The organism is Streptomyces sp. NBC_00091 (genome assembly GCF_026343185.1).
Taxonomy (GTDB): Bacteria; Actinomycetota; Actinomycetes; order Streptomycetales; family Streptomycetaceae; genus Streptomyces.
On record NZ_JAPEMA010000001.1, the window covers coordinates 3,946,124 to 3,962,465 of the forward strand.

General features: G+C 72.3%; 12 protein-coding genes. 10 read left to right on the top strand and 2 right to left on the bottom strand.

Annotation, left to right across the window (positions count from 1 at the left end):
* The first annotated feature begins 119 nt into the window (after window positions 1–119).
* The 10 genes from OOK34_RS18150 (at window position 120) to galE (ending at window position 12,124) form a co-directional block, all read left to right on the top strand.
* Complete coding sequence (locus OOK34_RS18150) at window positions 120–338, top strand: type II toxin-antitoxin system VapB family antitoxin (protein ID WP_267034909.1); 219 nt, start codon at window positions 120–122, stop codon at window positions 336–338.
* An 85-nt stretch (window positions 339–423) separates the two neighbouring features.
* Window positions 424–765, top strand: coding sequence for a PIN domain nuclease (locus tag OOK34_RS18155; RefSeq protein ID WP_267036797.1), 342 nt, complete (start codon window positions 424–426; stop codon window positions 763–765).
* 51 nt (window positions 766–816) lie between these two features.
* Entirely contained in the window at window positions 817–1,767 is a 951-nt protein-coding gene (locus OOK34_RS18160) for a hypothetical protein (protein WP_267034910.1), read from the top strand.
* A gap of 109 nt (window positions 1,768–1,876) precedes the next feature.
* Window positions 1,877–2,656 (top strand): TIGR03936 family radical SAM-associated protein, encoded by a 780-nt coding sequence (locus OOK34_RS18165; RefSeq protein WP_267034911.1) that lies wholly within the window; start codon window positions 1,877–1,879, stop codon window positions 2,654–2,656.
* A gap of 235 nt (window positions 2,657–2,891) precedes the next feature.
* The gene (locus OOK34_RS18170) at window positions 2,892–6,893 is read left to right on the top strand and encodes an Rne/Rng family ribonuclease (protein WP_267034912.1); all 4,002 of its coding nucleotides are present in this window, start codon (window positions 2,892–2,894) and stop codon (window positions 6,891–6,893) included.
* A 293-nt stretch (window positions 6,894–7,186) separates the two neighbouring features.
* Window positions 7,187–7,507 (top strand): 50S ribosomal protein L21, encoded by a 321-nt coding sequence (rplU, locus tag OOK34_RS18175; protein ID WP_030159347.1) that lies wholly within the window; start codon window positions 7,187–7,189, stop codon window positions 7,505–7,507.
* Window positions 7,508–7,520: 13 nt separating this feature from the next.
* The gene (gene rpmA, locus OOK34_RS18180) at window positions 7,521–7,775 is read left to right on the top strand and encodes a 50S ribosomal protein L27 (RefSeq protein WP_048480572.1); all 255 of its coding nucleotides are present in this window, start codon (window positions 7,521–7,523) and stop codon (window positions 7,773–7,775) included.
* A 167-nt stretch (window positions 7,776–7,942) separates the two neighbouring features.
* Window positions 7,943–9,388, top strand: a complete 1,446-nt coding sequence (gene obgE / locus OOK34_RS18185; protein ID WP_267034913.1) for a GTPase ObgE — start codon at window positions 7,943–7,945, stop codon at window positions 9,386–9,388.
* A 59-nt stretch (window positions 9,389–9,447) separates the two neighbouring features.
* Window positions 9,448–11,088, top strand: a complete 1,641-nt coding sequence (locus OOK34_RS18190; RefSeq protein ID WP_267034914.1) for a glycosyltransferase family 2 protein — start codon at window positions 9,448–9,450, stop codon at window positions 11,086–11,088.
* A 16-nt stretch (window positions 11,089–11,104) separates the two neighbouring features.
* Window positions 11,105–12,124, top strand: a complete 1,020-nt coding sequence (galE, locus tag OOK34_RS18195) for a UDP-glucose 4-epimerase GalE (RefSeq protein ID WP_267034915.1) — start codon at window positions 11,105–11,107, stop codon at window positions 12,122–12,124.
* Between the two features lie 81 nt (window positions 12,125–12,205).
* Here galE and OOK34_RS18200 read toward each other — a convergent pair whose 3' ends face one another.
* Both OOK34_RS18200 and OOK34_RS18205 read right to left on the bottom strand, forming a co-directional pair.
* On the bottom strand, window positions 12,206–13,378 hold the full coding sequence (locus OOK34_RS18200; protein ID WP_267034916.1) for a glycosyltransferase: 1,173 nt from the start codon (window positions 13,376–13,378) through the stop codon (window positions 12,206–12,208).
* On the bottom strand, window positions 13,375–16,245 hold the full coding sequence (locus tag OOK34_RS18205; protein ID WP_267034917.1) for a bifunctional glycosyltransferase family 2 protein/CDP-glycerol:glycerophosphate glycerophosphotransferase: 2,871 nt from the start codon (window positions 16,243–16,245) through the stop codon (window positions 13,375–13,377). Before OOK34_RS18205 ends, OOK34_RS18200 begins: the two co-directional genes overlap by 4 nt.
* Window positions 16,246–16,342: the final 97 nt, after the last annotated feature.

Consider the following 16,342-nt stretch of genomic DNA (forward strand, 5'->3'; position numbering starts at 1 on the left):
CCCCCCACCGTCCGACGGTGGGGGGCATATTCATTCGATCGGTGAGTGAAGGTTTCTGCCGTTGCGGTGCGCGGATATCTTGAGAGCGCTGATGAGCAATCCCGCTGGAGGTGGTTCTTATGGCCAAGACCGTGATCGACATCAATGAGGAAGCCCTGGCGCTCGCAGCCGAAGCCCTCGGCACCACGACCAAGAAGGACACGGTCAACGCCGCGCTCGAGGAAGTAGGAGCACGTCTGCGCCGCGAGCGTGCGCTGGAGCAGCTCATCGCGCTGGCTGATGAGGGTGCGTTCGACGCGCTCACGGAGCCGGGCTTCGAGGACGAGGCGTGGCGCTGAATGACCGGGAATCAGCAGTATCTGATCGACAAAGTCCGCAGCCGGCCGGATCCTCCGGCCGGGCGTCCGTGACGGCTGGATCGAGATCCTCAAGGCCGGTCGTATCTCGCTGTGCGAGCCGACGGAGTTCGAGATGCTCTTCTCGGCTCGTTCGGCGCAGGACTATCGGCGCACCAAGGCTCAGCTCCGTGACCTCTTCGGCTGGCGCCCGGTCCCTGAGGACGGCTGGCAGCAGATCCTGGATCTGCAAGAGCAGCTTTCGCGCCGGGGCAGCCACCGCTCGGCGAGCGGCATCGACCTCCTCGTCGCCGTTACCGCGAAGGCTCACGGCCTGACGGTCCTGCACTACGACCGGGACTTCGACACGATCGCCGGCGTCACCGAACTCCAGTCGCGCTGGCTGGCCGAGCCCGGGTCGATCGACTAGTCGGTAGGGCCGCGGCGCAACGGATGGCCCGGTTCTGGTGTCCTTAGCGGCATGCAGATGGAGAAGTCGCAGGCCGGGCCGGGTGGGGACGGGTGCCTGGTGGGGGTGGTCAGGGTCCCCGTGAGGATCGTGGCCGTGGTGGTGGTGTTGCCGGTGCGGGCGGTGTGGGACCTGTTGGTGCTGGGGGCCCGGGGTGCGCGGCGGCACGTGCTGGCGCCGCTGGGCGAGGCGGTCGGCTGGGTGCTCGTCCGGCTGTGGACGTACCTGCTGGGCCCGCTCGCGAAGGCCGTCTTCTACTGGCCGTGGGTCGGGCTGTGGCGCTACCTCGTCGTTCCCGTCGCAGGCGCGCTCTACACCTACCTGCTGCGGCCGCTCGGGCTGGGGATCGCCTGGCTGTGCATCTCGTTCGGGCGGTACGTGCTCGTGCCGCTGGGGGTCGGGATCGCGTGGGTGCTGCGGCACGTGGTGGTGCTGCCGTCGGGCTGGCTGTACCGGGAAGTGCTGACGCCCGTCGGGCACGGGCTGCGGTGGCTGCTGGTCGCGGTGTTCGTATGGCCGTGGGTGGGGTTGTGGCGGTACGTGCTCGTGCCGGTCGGGCACGCGCTGCTCTGGATCGGGCGGTACGTGGTCCTGCCGCCGCTCACGCTGCTGTACCGGTACGTCCTCACGCCGCTGGGCCACCTCCTCGTCAGCGCCTGGCACCTCGCCGGCCGGATCACCCGGGCCCTCGGGCGCGGGCTGCGCCGGCTGTGGCGCGGCTGGGTCGCACGGCCCGCCGCGTGGGTCTACCGGCAGGTGGCCACACCCGTCGGGCACGTCGTGCGCGAGGTGTGGCGTACCTCCCGCGCCGCGGTGCGGGAGGCGCGGGCCGAGGTCAGGCGCATCCTGTTCGGGGGGCCGCCCCGGGAACCGGTGAGGTCACGGGCGCGTACTCTGGGTAGTACGACAGCCGCCGACGCGGCACCCGCTCCCGAGATCTCCCTGCACGAGCGGCAGGGGTGAGCCGGACGGGTCGACAGGACTCAGGGCGGCGCGCGAGCCGCGACGCCCCGCACAAGGAGAAGAACCACTGGGCAAGCGACAGCCCGAAGGCCCGCCTCCCGCACCGGTGGTGCAGCGCATTCGTCTGCGCTACACCAAGCGTGGCCGCCTCCGGTTCACCAGCCACCGAGACTTCCAGCGCGCGTTCGAGCGCGCCCTGCGCCGCGCCGAGGTGCCCATGGCGTACTCGGCCGGCTTCACCCCGCACCCCCGGGTCTCGTACGCGAACGCGGCGCCCACCGGCACCGGCAGCGAAGCCGAGTACCTGGAGATCGGCCTCGCCGAGGCCCGCGACCCCGAGAAGCTCCGTGAGCTGCTCGACGAGTCCATGCCGCTCGGCCTCGACATCGTCGACGCCGTCGAGGCCCGCACCTCCGGCCTCGCGGACCGCCTGACGGCCTCCGTCTGGGAGCTGCGCCTGGAGGGCGTGGAGCCCGCCGACGCGGCGCGGGCGGTGGAGACCTTCCTCGCCGCCGAGACGGTGGAGGTGCAGCGCCGGACCAAGAACGGCATCCGGACCTTCGACACCCGCGGCGCCGTCGTCACTCTCGAGGCGCTTCCTGCCCAGGCTGATAGGCCGCTGGACAATGCCTGTGCGATACTGCGGCTGGTTGTTCGGCATTTGACACCTGCCGTGCGACCCGACGACGTCCTGTCCGGTCTCCAAGCTGTGGCCGACCTGGCGCCGCCGGTCCCCGCAGCGGTGACCAGGCTGGCGCAGGGGCTCTTCGACGAGGAGTCCGGCACGGTGACCGACCCGCTCGCGCCCGACCGCGAGGCTGTCACGGCCGCCCCACCCACGGCCGCCGTGAGTGCCGACGCGAAGGCGCCGGAAGGTCCCGCCGCGTAGGGATCGTCGTTGTCGCGCCGCCCTGGCACTCGGGAGCCACCTGGGTCGGGCAGCGCACTGACCTGAAGACTTCCGCCAGGCCGTACGGACAACACGTACGGAACCGGCGGCCATGGACTACAGCTCCCGTGTGGCGAACGCGCCCCGGAGGCCGGCTCCGCGCCCCATTGCGCGGGGCCGTGCCGGACCGGATGTCAGCCGCGGCGCCCGGGAGCGTGACGGGAGAACCGCCCGCATGCTCAACAACGAAAACACCCCCGCCGCCGACAGTGGCAGCCCCAGCGACAACCTGCCTCCGCGCAGGCGTCGCCGCGCGGCTTCCCGGCCGGCCGGCCCGCCCGGCGGCGTCGCCGCCGCCCCCGAGGCCGTCGTGGAGGCGGCGCCCGTGGCTGCCGCCGAGGAGGCTCCGGCCGCCGCTGCGGCTCCGCGTGCCCGTCGTCGTGCCACCCGTGCCGTGACCGCGCCGGCCGCCGTGGCCGAGGCTGCCGAGGCCGTGGTCGTCGAGACCACCCCCGTGGCTGCCGCCGAAGAGGCTCCGGCCGCCGCCGCCCCGCGTACCCGCCGCCGTGCCACCCGCGCCGTCGCCGCTCCCGAGGCCGTCGTCGAGGCCGCCGAGGTCGAGGAGGAGGCTCCGGCCGCCGCTCCGGCTCCGCGTGCCCGTCGTCGTGCCACTCGCGCCGTGACCGCCCCCGAGGCCGTCGTGGCCGAGGCCGAGCCCGTGGCCGCCGAGGCCGTCGTCGAGGCCGCCGAGGTCGAGGAGGAGGCTCCGGCCGCCGCTCCGGCTCCGCGTGCCCGTCGTCGTGCCACCCGCGCCGTCGCCGCCCCGGTCGCCGCCGTCGAGGTCCCCGCGGCCGAGCCCGTGGCTGTCGAGGCCGAGGTCGAGGCCGAGGTCGAGGAGGAGGCTCCGGCCGCCGCTCCGGCTCCGCGTGCCCGCCGCCGTGCCACTCGCGCCGTGACCGCTCCGGCCGCCGTGGCCGAGGCCGCCGAGGAAGAGGCCCCCGCCGTCGCGGAGGAGGCCCCGAAGGCCGCCACCCGCGCCGTCACCGTCGCCGACGCCGTGGACGCCCCCAAGCGCGGCCGCCGCCGCGCCACCCGCTCCTCCGCCCCGGCGGCCCCCGCCGCCGCGGCCGCCCCCGCGCAGCCCGCGGCCGCCGCCGAGCCGGAGGCCCCGGCCCCGGCCGGCCGCCGCCGCGCCGGGCGTCCCGCCGTGGCCGTCTTCCAGGCCCCGGTCTTCGCCGAGCCGATGTTCCAGACCCCGGAGACCGCCGCCATGGCCGCCGCGGCCGCTGCCGCCGCCGTCCAGGCGGAGGAGGCCGAGGAGGAGGAAGAGGCCGAGGCCGTAGCCGAGGTCCAGGCCCCCGCCGCGCAGCCCGCCGGCCGCCGTCGCCGCCGTCGCGGCGCCGTCGAGCCCGCGGCCCCGGCCGAGGCCGAGCTCGTGGAGGAGGAGCCGGAGGCCGAGGCCGCCGAGTACGACGAGGACGAGACCGACGAGTCGGGCGAGCGCCCCTCGCGCCGCCGCCGTCGCGGTGGCCGTCGCCGCCGTCGCGGTGAGGCCGCCGACCTGGACGAGTCCGCTGAGGAGTACACCGAGGCCGAGGCCGCCGCGCAGGAGGCCGAGCAGCAGGAAGCCGAGCAGGAGGAAGAGGACGAGGAGGCCGACGAGGCCCTCGGTTCCTCCTCCAGCCGTCGTCGTCGCCGTCGTCGCCGCCGCAGCGGTGAGCCCGCCGACGTCACTGCCGAGGCCGAGGCGGGCGACGAGGACGGCGTCCGCACGGTGGTCAAGGTCCGCGAGCCGCGTCCGGCGCGCGAGAAGGCCGAACCTTCCGACGAGGTCCAGTCCATCAAGGGCTCGACCCGCCTGGAGGCGAAGAAGCAGCGCCGCCGCGAGGGCCGCGAGCAGGGCCGTCGTCGTGTGCCGATCATCACCGAGGCCGAGTTCCTGGCCCGCCGTGAGGCCGTCGAGCGCGTGATGGTCGTCCGCCAGGCCGGCGAGCGTACCCAGATCGGCGTCCTCGAGGACAACGTGCTCGTCGAGCACTACGTCAACAAGGAGGAGGCCACCTCCTACGTCGGCAACGTCTACCTGGGCAAGGTCCAGAACGTGCTGCCGTCGATGGAGGCCGCCTTCATCGACATCGGCAAGGGCCGCAACGCCGTCCTGTACGCCGGTGAGGTCAACTTCGAGGCGCTCGGCATGGCCAACGGGCCGCGCCGCATCGAGTCCGCCCTGAAGTCCGGCCAGTCCGTGCTCGTCCAGGTCACCAAGGACCCGATCGGCCACAAGGGCGCCCGCCTGACCAGCCAGGTCTCGCTGCCCGGCCGCTACCTGGTCTACGTGCCCGAGGGCTCGATGACCGGCATCAGCCGCAAGCTGCCCGACACCGAGCGCGCGCGTCTGAAGACCATCCTCAAGAAGATCGTCCCCGAGGACGCGGGCGTCATCGTGCGCACCGCCGCCGAGGGTGCGAGCGAGGACGAGCTGCGCCGCGACGTCGAGCGTCTGCAGGCCCAGTGGGAAGACATCCAGAAGAAGTCGAAGCAGATCACGACCTCGTCGCCGAGTCTGCTGTACGGCGAGCCGGACATGACCGTCCGCGTCGTGCGCGACATCTTCAACGAGGACTTCTCGAAGGTCATCATCAGCGGTGACAGCGCCTGGGAGACCATCCACGGCTACGTGAACCACGTGGCCCCGGACCTGGCCGACCGGCTGTCCCGCTGGACCTCCGAGGTCGACGTCTTCGCGACGTACCGGATCGACGAGCAGCTCGCCAAGGCGCTCGACCGCAAGGTGTGGCTGCCCTCGGGCGGCTCCCTCGTGATCGACAAGACTGAGGCGATGATCGTCATCGACGTCAACACCGGAAAGTTCACCGGTCAGGGCGGCAACCTCGAGGAGACCGTCACCAGGAACAACCTGGAGGCGGCCGAGGAGATCGTGCGCCAGCTGCGGCTGCGCGACCTGGGCGGCATCGTCGTCATCGACTTCATCGACATGGTCCTGGAGTCGAACCGCGACCTGGTCCTGCGGCGCATGCTGGAGTGCCTGGGCCGCGACCGTACGAAGCACCAGGTGGCCGAGGTCACCTCGCTGGGCCTGGTCCAGATGACCCGCAAGCGGGTGGGCCAGGGTCTGCTGGAGTCCTTCTCCGAGACCTGCGTCCACTGCAACGGCCGCGGTGTGATCGTGCACATGGAGACCCCGACCGCGATCGGCGGCGGTGGCAACGGCAAGCGCGCCAAGCGCCGCGGTGGCCGCGCCCTGGAGCACGAGCACGAGCTGGAGACCGTCGAGACGGTCGAGGCCGAGGTGCTCGAGGCGGAGACCGAGGCCGAGGTGGCCGCCGAGCTCGCCGCGCCGCGGGCGCTGCCGGAGCCGGCGTTCGTCCCGGACGAGGAGCTGTACAGCAGCCCGGCCGAGGCCGAGGCCGCGGCGGGCATCAGCGGGCGCCGCAACCGTCGCCGTGCCACCCGTAAGGCGACCGCTCCGGCGGGCGCCCCGCGCGGTGCGGAGCGGGCTGCCGCCCCGGCGCCGGCCCCGGTGGCCGCCGTGGCCCCGGTGGTGGAGGCCGAGCCGGTCACCGAGCCCGCCGACACGGTGCTGGAGCCGTCCGCCGAGGTCGTCGCCGAGGCCGTGGAGGCCGTGGAGACGGTCGAGACCGCCCCGGTCGCCCCGGTGGAGGAGGCCGCGCCGAAGGGCCGTACCCGTCGCCGGGCGACCCGTAAGGCGACCGCCCCGGAGCCGGAGCCCGTCGTGGCGCCGGAGCCGGTGGTGGAGGCCGTCATCGAGCCGGAGCCGGTCGTGGAGCCCGAGCCGGCCGCCCCGGCCGCCGTCGAGGTCCCGGCCGAGCCGGAGCCCGTCGTGGAGGCCGCCCCGGCCCGTCCGCGTCGCCGTGCCGTACGCAAGGCCACCGCGCCGGCGGGTGCGGCGGAGGCGGCCATCGTGGTCGTCGAGGCCCCCGCGGCCGAGTCCGCGCCGGCCGCCGAGGCGGAGGCCGCCCCGGCGGAGCCCGAGGCCGAGGCCCCGGCTGCTCCCGCCAAGAAGGCCGCCCGCAAGGCTCCGGCCAAGAAGGCGGCCACCACGGCGAAGAAGGCCCCGGCCAAGAAGGCGGCGGCCGCCAAGAAGACCGTCGCGAAGAAGGCGACGGTCAAGAAGACCGCGGCGAAGCGGGTTACGAAGAAGACCTCGGCGGCGGAGCAGACGCTCCCGTCCGTCTCGGCTCCTACCGAAGCCTGATCCACCGCACCCGCAGCAACAGCACGTGGGTCCCGCTGCACGGCGGGGCCCACGTGCGCGCGGGGCCCGGTTTGACCCTCTGGAACCAGCCCCGTAACCTAGACCGTCGGCGTGTCTTGAACGATTACCCGTTCAGCGTGCGTCGCGCTCCTGAGCACCTTCCTCCCGCATCGTCCGCGCAAGCGGCCGTGCCACGGGAGAGGCCGCTCGTCCAATTCCGGATCACCGTGGGCCCCGGCCCGCGTGAGTGGCTGGCTTCAGGAGCATCCGTCCCGAGTGAGAGAGAGATCCGCGTGTACGCCATCGTGCGCAGCGGTGGTCGCCAGCACAAGGTTGCTGTCGGCGACATCGTTGAGGTTGACAAGATTTCCACTGCCAAGGTTGGCGACACGGTCGAGCTCTCGACCCTGCTCGTTGTCGACGGCGACGCCGTGACCAGCGACCCGTGGGTGCTGGCCGGGATCAAGGTTCAGGCCGAGATCGTGGACCACCACAAGGGCGCCAAGATCGACATCCTGCGCTACAAGAACAAGACCGGCTACCGCCGTCGCCAGGGTCACCGTCAGCAGTACACGGCGATCAAGGTCACCGGTATCCCCACGGCTGCGAAGTAAGAGGGACTGAGACATGGCACACAAGAAGGGCGCATCGTCCACCCGGAACGGGCGCGATTCCAATGCTCAGCGGCTCGGCGTGAAGCGCTTCGGCGGTCAGGTCGTTTCCGCTGGTGAGATCCTCGTCCGCCAGCGCGGCACCCACTTCCACCCGGGTTCGGGTGTGGGCCGTGGCGGCGACGACACGCTGTTCGCGCTGCAGGCCGGTGCCGTCGAGTTCGGTACCCACCGTGGCCGCAAGGTCGTCAACATCGTTCCGGCCGCCTGAGCCAGCTTCTGCTGATCACGGCGTTCTGAACTTCCCGAGGGCGGATCTCAGCTCTTCCCGGCTCACGCCGGGAAGAGAGGTCCGCCCTCGGCGCGTTGTCACATAGACACGTTTAATGGGCAGCAAGGCCTGCCCGGGACATTCCCGCATGTATCTGGAGGAACACCATGACCACCTTCGTGGACCGCGTCGAGCTGCACGTCGCCGCGGGTAACGGGGGCCACGGCTGCGCCTCCGTTCACCGGGAGAAGTTCAAGCCGCTCGGCGGCCCCGACGGCGGCAACGGCGGCCGTGGCGGCGACGTCATCCTGGTGGTGGAGCAGGCGATCACCACCCTGCTGGACTACCACCACAGCCCCCACCGCAAGGCCACCAACGGCCAGCCCGGCGCGGGCGACAACCGCTCCGGCAAGGACGGTACGGACCTGATCCTGCCCGTCCCGGACGGCACCGTCGTCCTCGACAAGGAGGGCAACGTCCTCGCCGACCTCGTCGGCCAGGGCACCACCTACGTCGCGGCCGAAGGCGGCCGCGGCGGCCTCGGCAACGCCGCGCTCTCCTCCGCCCGCCGCAAGGCCCCCGGCTTCGCGCTCCTCGGCGTCCCCGGCACCACCGGCGACATCGTCCTGGAGCTGAAGACCGTCGCCGACGTGGCGCTCGTCGGCTTCCCGAGCGCGGGCAAGTCCTCGCTCATCTCGGTGCTCTCCGCGGCCAAGCCGAAGATCGCCGACTACCCCTTCACCACCCTGGTCCCCAACCTCGGCGTGGTCACCGCGGGCTCGACGGTCTACACGATCGCCGACGTCCCGGGTCTCATTCCCGGCGCAAGCCAGGGCCGTGGCCTCGGGCTGGAGTTCCTGCGCCACGTCGAGCGCTGCTCGATCCTCGTGCACGTCCTGGACACCGCCACCCTGGAGTCCGACCGAGACCCGCTCGCCGACCTCGACGCCATCGAGAACGAGCTCAAGCTCTACGGCGGCGGCCTTGAGAAGCGCCCGCGCCTCGTCGTCCTGAACAAGGTCGACATCCCGGACGGCCAGGAGCTCGCCGACATGGTCCGCCCCGACCTGGAGGCGCGCGGCTACAAGGTCTTCGAGGTCTCCGCGGTAGCCCGTACGGGCCTCAAGGAGCTGTCCTACTTCCTCGCCGAGGTCATCGCCAAGGCCCGTGCCCGCAAGCCGAAGGAGGAGGCGACCCGCATCGTCATCCGCCCGAAGGCCGTGGACGACTCCGGCTTCACCATCACCTACGACGAGGTCGAGGACGTCTACAACGTCCGCGGCGAGAAGCCCGAGCGCTGGGTCCGCCAGACCGACTTCAACAACGACGAGGCCGTCGGCTACCTCGCCGACCGCCTCAACCGCCTCGGTGTCGAGGAGGCGCTGAAGAAGGCGGGTGCCCGCGCCGGTGACGGCGTCGCGATCGGCTCCGACGAGAACTCGGTCGTCTTCGACTGGGAGCCGACCGTGATGGCCGGCGCCGAGATGCTGGGCCGCCGTGGTGAGGACCACCGCCTGGACGCCCCGCGTCCGGCCACCACCCGCCGCAAGGACAAGGAAGCCCAGCGCGGGGACTCCGCCCAGAAGGAATACGACGAGTTCCGTCCCTTCTGATCGGATGCGTCTGCTCCGTCTTGAAGCCGGCTTTATGCCGTTCGCCTAGGATCCTGCGGGTGAGCAGCAGCGATTCCAGCAGTGACACCACCTCCGCCGGCCCCACGGTCTCGGTGGTGGTGATCGCGTACAACGACGCCGGGCTCGTGGGCGAGGCCGTTTCCTCGGCCCTCGCCCAGGGCCCGGTGGTCGCCGAGGTCATCGCGGTCGACGACGCCTCCTCGGATGGGACCGCCCGGGTGCTGGACGGGCTGGCCGCGGCCCACCCGCGCCTGAAGGTCCTGCACCGGACGGAGAACAGCGGCGGCTGCGGCACCCCCCGCAACGACGGGATCGCGGCCGCGACCTCCCCGTACGTCCTCTTCCTGGACAGCGACGACGTCCTGCCGCCCGGCGCCGCCGGGGCCCTCCTGCGGGCGGCCGAGGAGCACCGCGCCCCGGTCACGGTCGGGGCGTGCGTGCGGCGCGAGCTGCCGGAGGGCCGCGAGGTGCCCTGGATGCCCGGCCTGTACACCCCGGGCGATGTCATCGAGCGGCCCGCCGACCGGCCCGAGCTGGTCCGCGACACCCTCTGCGTCAACAAGCTGTACGAGCGCGCCTTCCTGGAGAAGCACGGGATCCGCTTCCCCGACGGCCGCTTCGTGTACGAGGACTTCGTCTTCACCTCCCGCGTCCTGGCCGCCGCACCCCGGATCGCGGTCGTCGGCGACCTCGTCTACGTGTGGCACGTGCGCCGCAGCGCCGCCCAGGTGTCGATCTCCCTGGACCGCAAGGACGTCGGCAACTGGCGCTCCCGCGTCGAGGCGCACCGCACGGCCTCCCGCACCCTCGCCGAGGCCTCCCCGGAGCTGGGCCGCGCCTGCCAGGTGAAGTTCCTCGACTACGACCTGCGCATGTACCTGCGCGAGCTCGGCAAGGACCCCGAGTACCAGGCCGCCTGGTGGACCCTGACCCGCGAGTACCTGGCCGGCTTCGACCCGGCCGACATCGGGGCCGCCCCCGCCCGGGCCCGCTGGATCGCCCGCTTGCTGGCGGCCGCCGGGGCACCGCCCGCCGACCTCGAGCGGCTGACCCGCTTCGCCGCCGAGCCGGCCCGGCTGCTGCCCCCGTACGCCGCCGACGCGGCCGGGGAGCCGGTGTGGAGCGCGGAGCTGCCGGTGCCGCTGGACGGGCTCGACGCCCTGCCGGTGGCCGAGCTGCCCGTCACCGTCGACGCCGAGCCCGCCGGGGGAGGGGCCGTCCGGATCCGGGTGCGCGACCTGTACGGGCGGCTCGCCGGGGCCGGTCCGCAGACCGTCGAGCTGAGCTTCCTGCCCCGGACGGGTGGCGAGCCCGTCCGGGTGCGTCCCGTGGAGCTGCGGGCCGCCGCCGACGGGGACGGCTGGAGCGCCGAGGTGCCCTTCAGGCCGGCCGCGCTGGCCGCCGAGGGACGCCGCCGGGGGCTGCGCGGGATGCAGGCCTGGGACGTCCGTGCGGGCGTGCGCTGCGCCGACGGAAGCTCCCTGCTCACCTCCCTGCGCCCCCTCGGGGGACTGCTCCGCCGCAGGGCCCTGCCCAGCAGCCGGTACGGTGTTCTGCTGGCGCAGCCCTACCGAACGGCCGCCGGAGCGCTGGCCTTGCGCCTCGCGCCCGGTGCCGGGGGCGCGCTGACCTTCGTACGCAACCGCCTCGACCGCGCCCGCACGCGCAGGTCACGCTAGAGCTCGGGAGACACGCATGACATTTCTGATCACCGGTGGCGCCGGCTACATCGGCGCGCACGTCGTGAGGGCGATGCTGCTCGCGGGTGAGAAGGTCGTGGTCTTCGACGACCTCTCGACGGGCAAGGAGGAGCGGGTCCCGGAGGGCGTCCCGCTGGTGACGGCCTCGGTGCTGGACCGCCTCGCCCTGGACCAGGCCATCGCCGAGCACAAGATCACCGGCGTGGTGCACCTGGCGGGCAAGAAGCAGGTCGGCGAGTCCGTCGAGAAGCCGCTGTACTACTACCACGAGAACGTGCAGGGCCTGACGGTGCTGCTGGAGGCCGTGGCGGCGGCGGGCATCCGCAACTTCCTCTTCTCCTCCTCCGCCTCCGTCTACGGCATGCCCGACGTGGACTCCGTCACCGAGGAGACCCCCTGCCGGCCGCTCAGCCCGTACGGCGAGACCAAGCTGGCCGGTGAGTGGCTGGTCCGCGCCGCCGGCAAGGCGCACGGCATCTCCACCGCCTGCCTGCGCTACTTCAACGTGGCGGGCGCGGCCACCCCCGAGCTCGCGGACACCGGGGTCTTCAACCTGGTCCCGATGGTCTTCGAGCGCTACGACGCCGGCGAGGGCGCCCGTATCTTCGGCGACGACTACCCGACCCCGGACGGCACCTGCATCCGCGACTACATCCACGTCGAGGACCTCGCGGACGCCCACGTGGTGGCCGCCCGCCGGCTCGCCGAGTGGGGAGCGGCCGGGGACCACAAGGACCTCACCGTCAACATCGGGCGCGGCGAGGGCGTCTCCGTCAAGGAGATGGTCGAGCTGCTGAACGCGGGCACCGGGCACACCTACGCGCCGGTCGTCACCCCGCGCCGCCCCGGCGACCCGGCGAAGGTCGTGGCCTCGGCCGACCGGATCGCCTCCGAGCTGGGCTGGAAGGCCCGCCACGACGTCCGCGAGATGATCGCCTCGGCCTGGACGGGCTGGGAGGCCAACCGCAAGGCCGCCGCCCACCGGGACCACCACAAGGACGTCCACACGGTCTGACCGACCGCTGTACGACGAAGCCGCCCGCCCCGGACCGGATCCGGGGCGGGCGGCTTCGTACGGGGACCTGGTACGGGGGCCTCAGCGTTCCAAGAACGTGATCAGCTCTTCCCACCGGTCGGTGATCTCCGCGCTGGAGTAGCGGCGCACGTGCCGGAAGGCCTCGTCGCCGAGCCGGTCGCGCGTGTCCTGGTCCGACATCAGCGTGTCCAGGTGCCCGGCCAGCTCCATCGTGTTGCCCAGGCGGGCCAGCAGTCCGTCCTCGCCGTGCCGCACGATCTCCCGTACGCCCGGCGCGCAGTCGAAGGCGACCACGGGCAGGCCCGCCGCCATCGCCTCCAGCAGGGTGATCGGGAACCCCTCGGCCCGGGAGGCCTGGGCGAAGACGGAGGCCTCGCGCAGGGCGCCCAGCACGTCGCCGGTGCTGCCCATCCACTCCACGGACTCGTCCAGGCCGAGCGAGGTGCAGTGCGCCCGCAGGGTCGCCTCCTCCGCGCCCGCCCCGTAGATCCGCAGGGTCCAGTCGGGGTGGCGCGGGGCCGCGTCCGCCCAGGCGTCGAGGAGCAGGTCCATGCCCTTCTCGAAGGCGAGGCGGCCCACGCTCGCGACGACCTTCGCGGTGCGCGGGGCGGGGGAGTCCGGCATGAAGGGCAGCGGGTTCGGCATGCTGCCGACGTTCTCCATGCCGGCCCGGATCCACAGGTCCGCGTCCTCGGGGGTGAGCACGAGCATCCGGTCGACCTCGGGGTAGAAGCGGCGGACCCGCTCGCCCCGGGTGGACTTCTGGCTGGCCTCGAAGGACTCGTGGCTCATCCCGATGACCGACAGGCCCTTGGTGTCCGCGAGGGCCACCCACTCCATCGCCCAGACCTGGGTGACGATCACCACGGCGCCGGGCCGGGCCGCGCGGAACAGGTCGCTCAGCGTCTCGGCCTTGGCCCGCATCAGGGCCCGGCGGGCCGCCTGGCGGCGCCGCTCGGGCGCGTTGAGCCGGCCCTTGAGGCCGCGCAGCCGGCGCGCCTTCGGCGGGTGGGTCTCGTACAGGGTCGTCACCTCGTACGGGAGGTCGGCGGGCAGCTGCTGCCGGAGCTCCTGGGCGACGGGCGCGATGCCCACGACGTGCACCCGGTGCCCGCGCTCGCTGAACAGCCGGGCCATCTGGTGGGACCAGGTGGTCACACCGCCGAGCTCGTCCACGCTGTTGGAGACGAGGAAGATGTCGCGGCCGCCCGCGGCGGGGGTCTCCTGGGTCACTTGCCGCTCCTGGTGAAGAACTTCTCGACGATCTGGCGGGCGGCGTCCCCGCGGTCGTACTCGCCGAACTCGGTGAGGAAGCGCTGGCGGGCCTCCGCGTACTTGGCGTCGGCCTCGTCGAAGGCGGAGACGGCCTGCATCAGCTCGTCCGCCGTGGCCACCACCGGGCCCGGCGCCTTCTCCTTCAGGTCGAAGTACGTACCGCGGATGTCCGTCGCGTACTTCTCGTAGTCGTACGCGAAGAACAGCATCGGCCGGTCCAGCACCGCGTAGTCGAACATCACGGACGAGTAGTCGGTGATCAGCCCGTCGGCGAGCACCAGCAGCGGGGTGATGTCGTGGTGCCGGGACACGTCGATCACCCGGCCCGCCACCGACGGCGGCAGCGAGACGCTGTTGAGGTAGTGCGTGCGCACCAGCAGGGTGAAGCGGTCGCCGAGCCGGTCCGCGAACTCCTCCACGTCGAAGGGGAACTCGAAGCCCTCCACCGTGCCGTCCGCGCTCGCCCGGAAGGTCGGCGCGTACAGCAGCACCCGCTTGTCGGGGTCGATGCCCAGCTCGGCGGCGAGCGCGCCGCGCACCCGCTCCCCGCTGTGCGCCTCCGCGCGGTGCGCCTCGACGAGGGCGTCGTTGCGCGGGTAGCCGGTGCGCAGCAGCACCTCGTCGCGAAGCCGGAAGCCCTTGGCGAGGGTGCGGACGTCGTGCTCGGAGCGGATCAGGAAGTGGTCGAAGCGGTCGACGGCCGCCTGGAAGCGGTCCTGCCCGGCCCGGCCCTGCGCCTTGGTACGGGGCTCGTGGAAGCCCATCCGCTTGAGCGCGGATCCGTGCCAGGTCTGGATGTACGTGGTCCCCGGGCGCTTGGTCAGCGCCAGCGGGAAGCCCTGGTTGTCGACCCAGTACTCGGCCTGGGCCAGCGCCCGCAGGTAGGGCCAGCTCCAGCGCCGCACCAGGGTCGCCCCCTCGGGGAAGCCGGTGGGCTTGCCGCCCGCGTAGGACCAGATCGCCTCGAAGGGCGCGCCCTGGCGGACCATCTCCTCGTAGATCGCCTTCGGGCTGTCGCTGTACTGCTTGCCCATGTGGCTCTCGAAGACGACCGTGCCCTTCTTGACCGGCAGCTTCGAGAAGACCTCGTGGTAGACCTTCACCTTCTGCTCGCCCGAGCCCAGGTTGCGGCGGGCCTTCAGGGCCCGGCGCAGGCTGCGCTTGACCACGCCGGCGGCCTTGCCGTGCATCGCGCTGCTGATCAGCGTCTGGGTGCGGACGGCCGCGGCGCCCTCGGCGGTCAGGACGTAGGAGAGGTTGCCCTTCTTGGTCACCTCCGGCTCGAAGCGGTCGGAGACCAGCCGGGTCAGGCGGGGGCGGACCCGCAGGCGGGCCGCCGACTCCAGGTCGACCCCGCCGACCGACACCCGGGTGGTGAGCCGGTCGCCGCCGGCCGTCAGCTTCAGGCGCACGTCCCAGACGGCGTCGATGATGCCGAGCGGGCGGACGGTGCTTCCGATGTCGGCCGTGGCGGTCCACTCGATCGTGTTACCGGCGTGGCGCACGGTTGCCACCGGGAAGCTGAAGGAACGCACCCCGATCTGCCGGCGGGCCCGGAACTCCAGCGTGGCCTTGAGCTCGGTGCCCTCCTGGATCCGGCCCAGGGGGTTCACGACGGCTCCGGACAGGGTGACGGTGCCGCGCCCGTCGTCCTCGTACGAGGTCAGGCGGTTGCCCAGGACCAGGGAGGACAGCGGGGCCGTGTGGAAGCCCTGTTCGGTGACGTCCAGTATCCGGCGGCCCTCGGCGTCGTCGAGGTGGGCGCCGCACCAGTAGACACGCCCGTCGCGCTCGGCGAGGGGGGAGGACAGCCGGCCCTTGTTGGTCATCGCGTCGGCGGCCGGGAGGAGGTTCTCCCAGTCCTCCTTGCCCAGCAGGTAGGCGCAGATGGCCTGGAGGTGGGTCACGTTCTCGTACGCGGCCGGGTCGATGCCGGCCAGGTAGCCGTTGGCGAGCCGGGCGAAGTCCCGGCGGTAGTCGTCGCCCAGCAGCGGCAGGTCGCGCAGGTGCAGCACCAGGTCGTGCTTGAGGAACTTGGCGTCCTTCGCCGTCTTGATGGCGGTGTGGCCCTGGGCGGCCAGCAGCTCGTCGACCCGGCGGTGGATCTCCATCCGGTGGACGAAGTTCTCGATCTCGTGGCGCCGGTTGCTGATCGATTTGGCCTGGGCCTTCTCGACCACGTTCCAGAAGTACACGTGGTTGGGGATCAGGGTGATGCGGCGGGCGGCGACGTAGGCCTGCGCCGAGAACAGCAGGTCCTCGTAGTGGATGCCGACCGGGAACTCCAGGCCCTGCTCCAGCAGGAACGCGCGCCGGTAGCACTTGTTCGTGGAGAGGGTGTCGTAGACCAGCAGGTCCGGGTACTCGGTGATCGACTCCAGGGTGCGGGTGCGGGAGTAGATCCACGGGTACCACTCGGTGGTCTTGCCCCACCGGTTGTCGACGTGCACGCGCACGCACATGCCCGAGACCAGGTCGGACCCGGTGCGCTCGGCGGCGGCCAGCATGTTCCGGCAGGCGTTGCGCTCCAGGACGTCGTCGCTGTCCAGGAACATCACGTACGTACCGGTGGCCTGCTGGATGCCGTGGTTGCGGGGCGCGCCGCAGCCGCCGCTGTTCTGCGGCAGCTGGAAGGCGCGCACCCGCCCCGGGTGCGCGGCCTCCAGCTCCCGGGCGATCTCGTAGGACCGGTCCTTGCTGCAGTCGTCCACGATCACGACTTCGACCCCGCGCAGGGTCTGGTCCAAAACCGACTGGACGGCTGTCGGCAGACGCTCTGCGTCGTTGTAGACGATGACGACCACGGAGACGTCAGGCACGTGCACCTCGATCCCTTCGTTCCATTCCGCTTATTCAGTCAACGCTACCGTGTGCCGCACACGACTCCGGCAGGCCGATGCCCGCCGTGCATACTTCTAAGGA

Coding starts and splice junctions, on each gene's coding strand:
- OOK34_RS18150 (WP_267034909.1), top strand. CDS start 120: ATGGCCAAGACCGTGATCGACATCAATGAGGAAGCCCTGGCGCTCGCA.
- OOK34_RS18160 (WP_267034910.1), top strand. CDS start 817: ATGCAGATGGAGAAGTCGCAGGCCGGGCCGGGTGGGGACGGGTGCCTG.
- OOK34_RS18170 (WP_267034912.1), top strand. CDS start 2,892: ATGCTCAACAACGAAAACACCCCCGCCGCCGACAGTGGCAGCCCCAGC.
- rpmA (WP_048480572.1), top strand. CDS start 7,521: ATGGCACACAAGAAGGGCGCATCGTCCACCCGGAACGGGCGCGATTCC.
- obgE (WP_267034913.1), top strand. CDS start 7,943: ATGACCACCTTCGTGGACCGCGTCGAGCTGCACGTCGCCGCGGGTAAC.
- galE (WP_267034915.1), top strand. CDS start 11,105: ATGACATTTCTGATCACCGGTGGCGCCGGCTACATCGGCGCGCACGTC.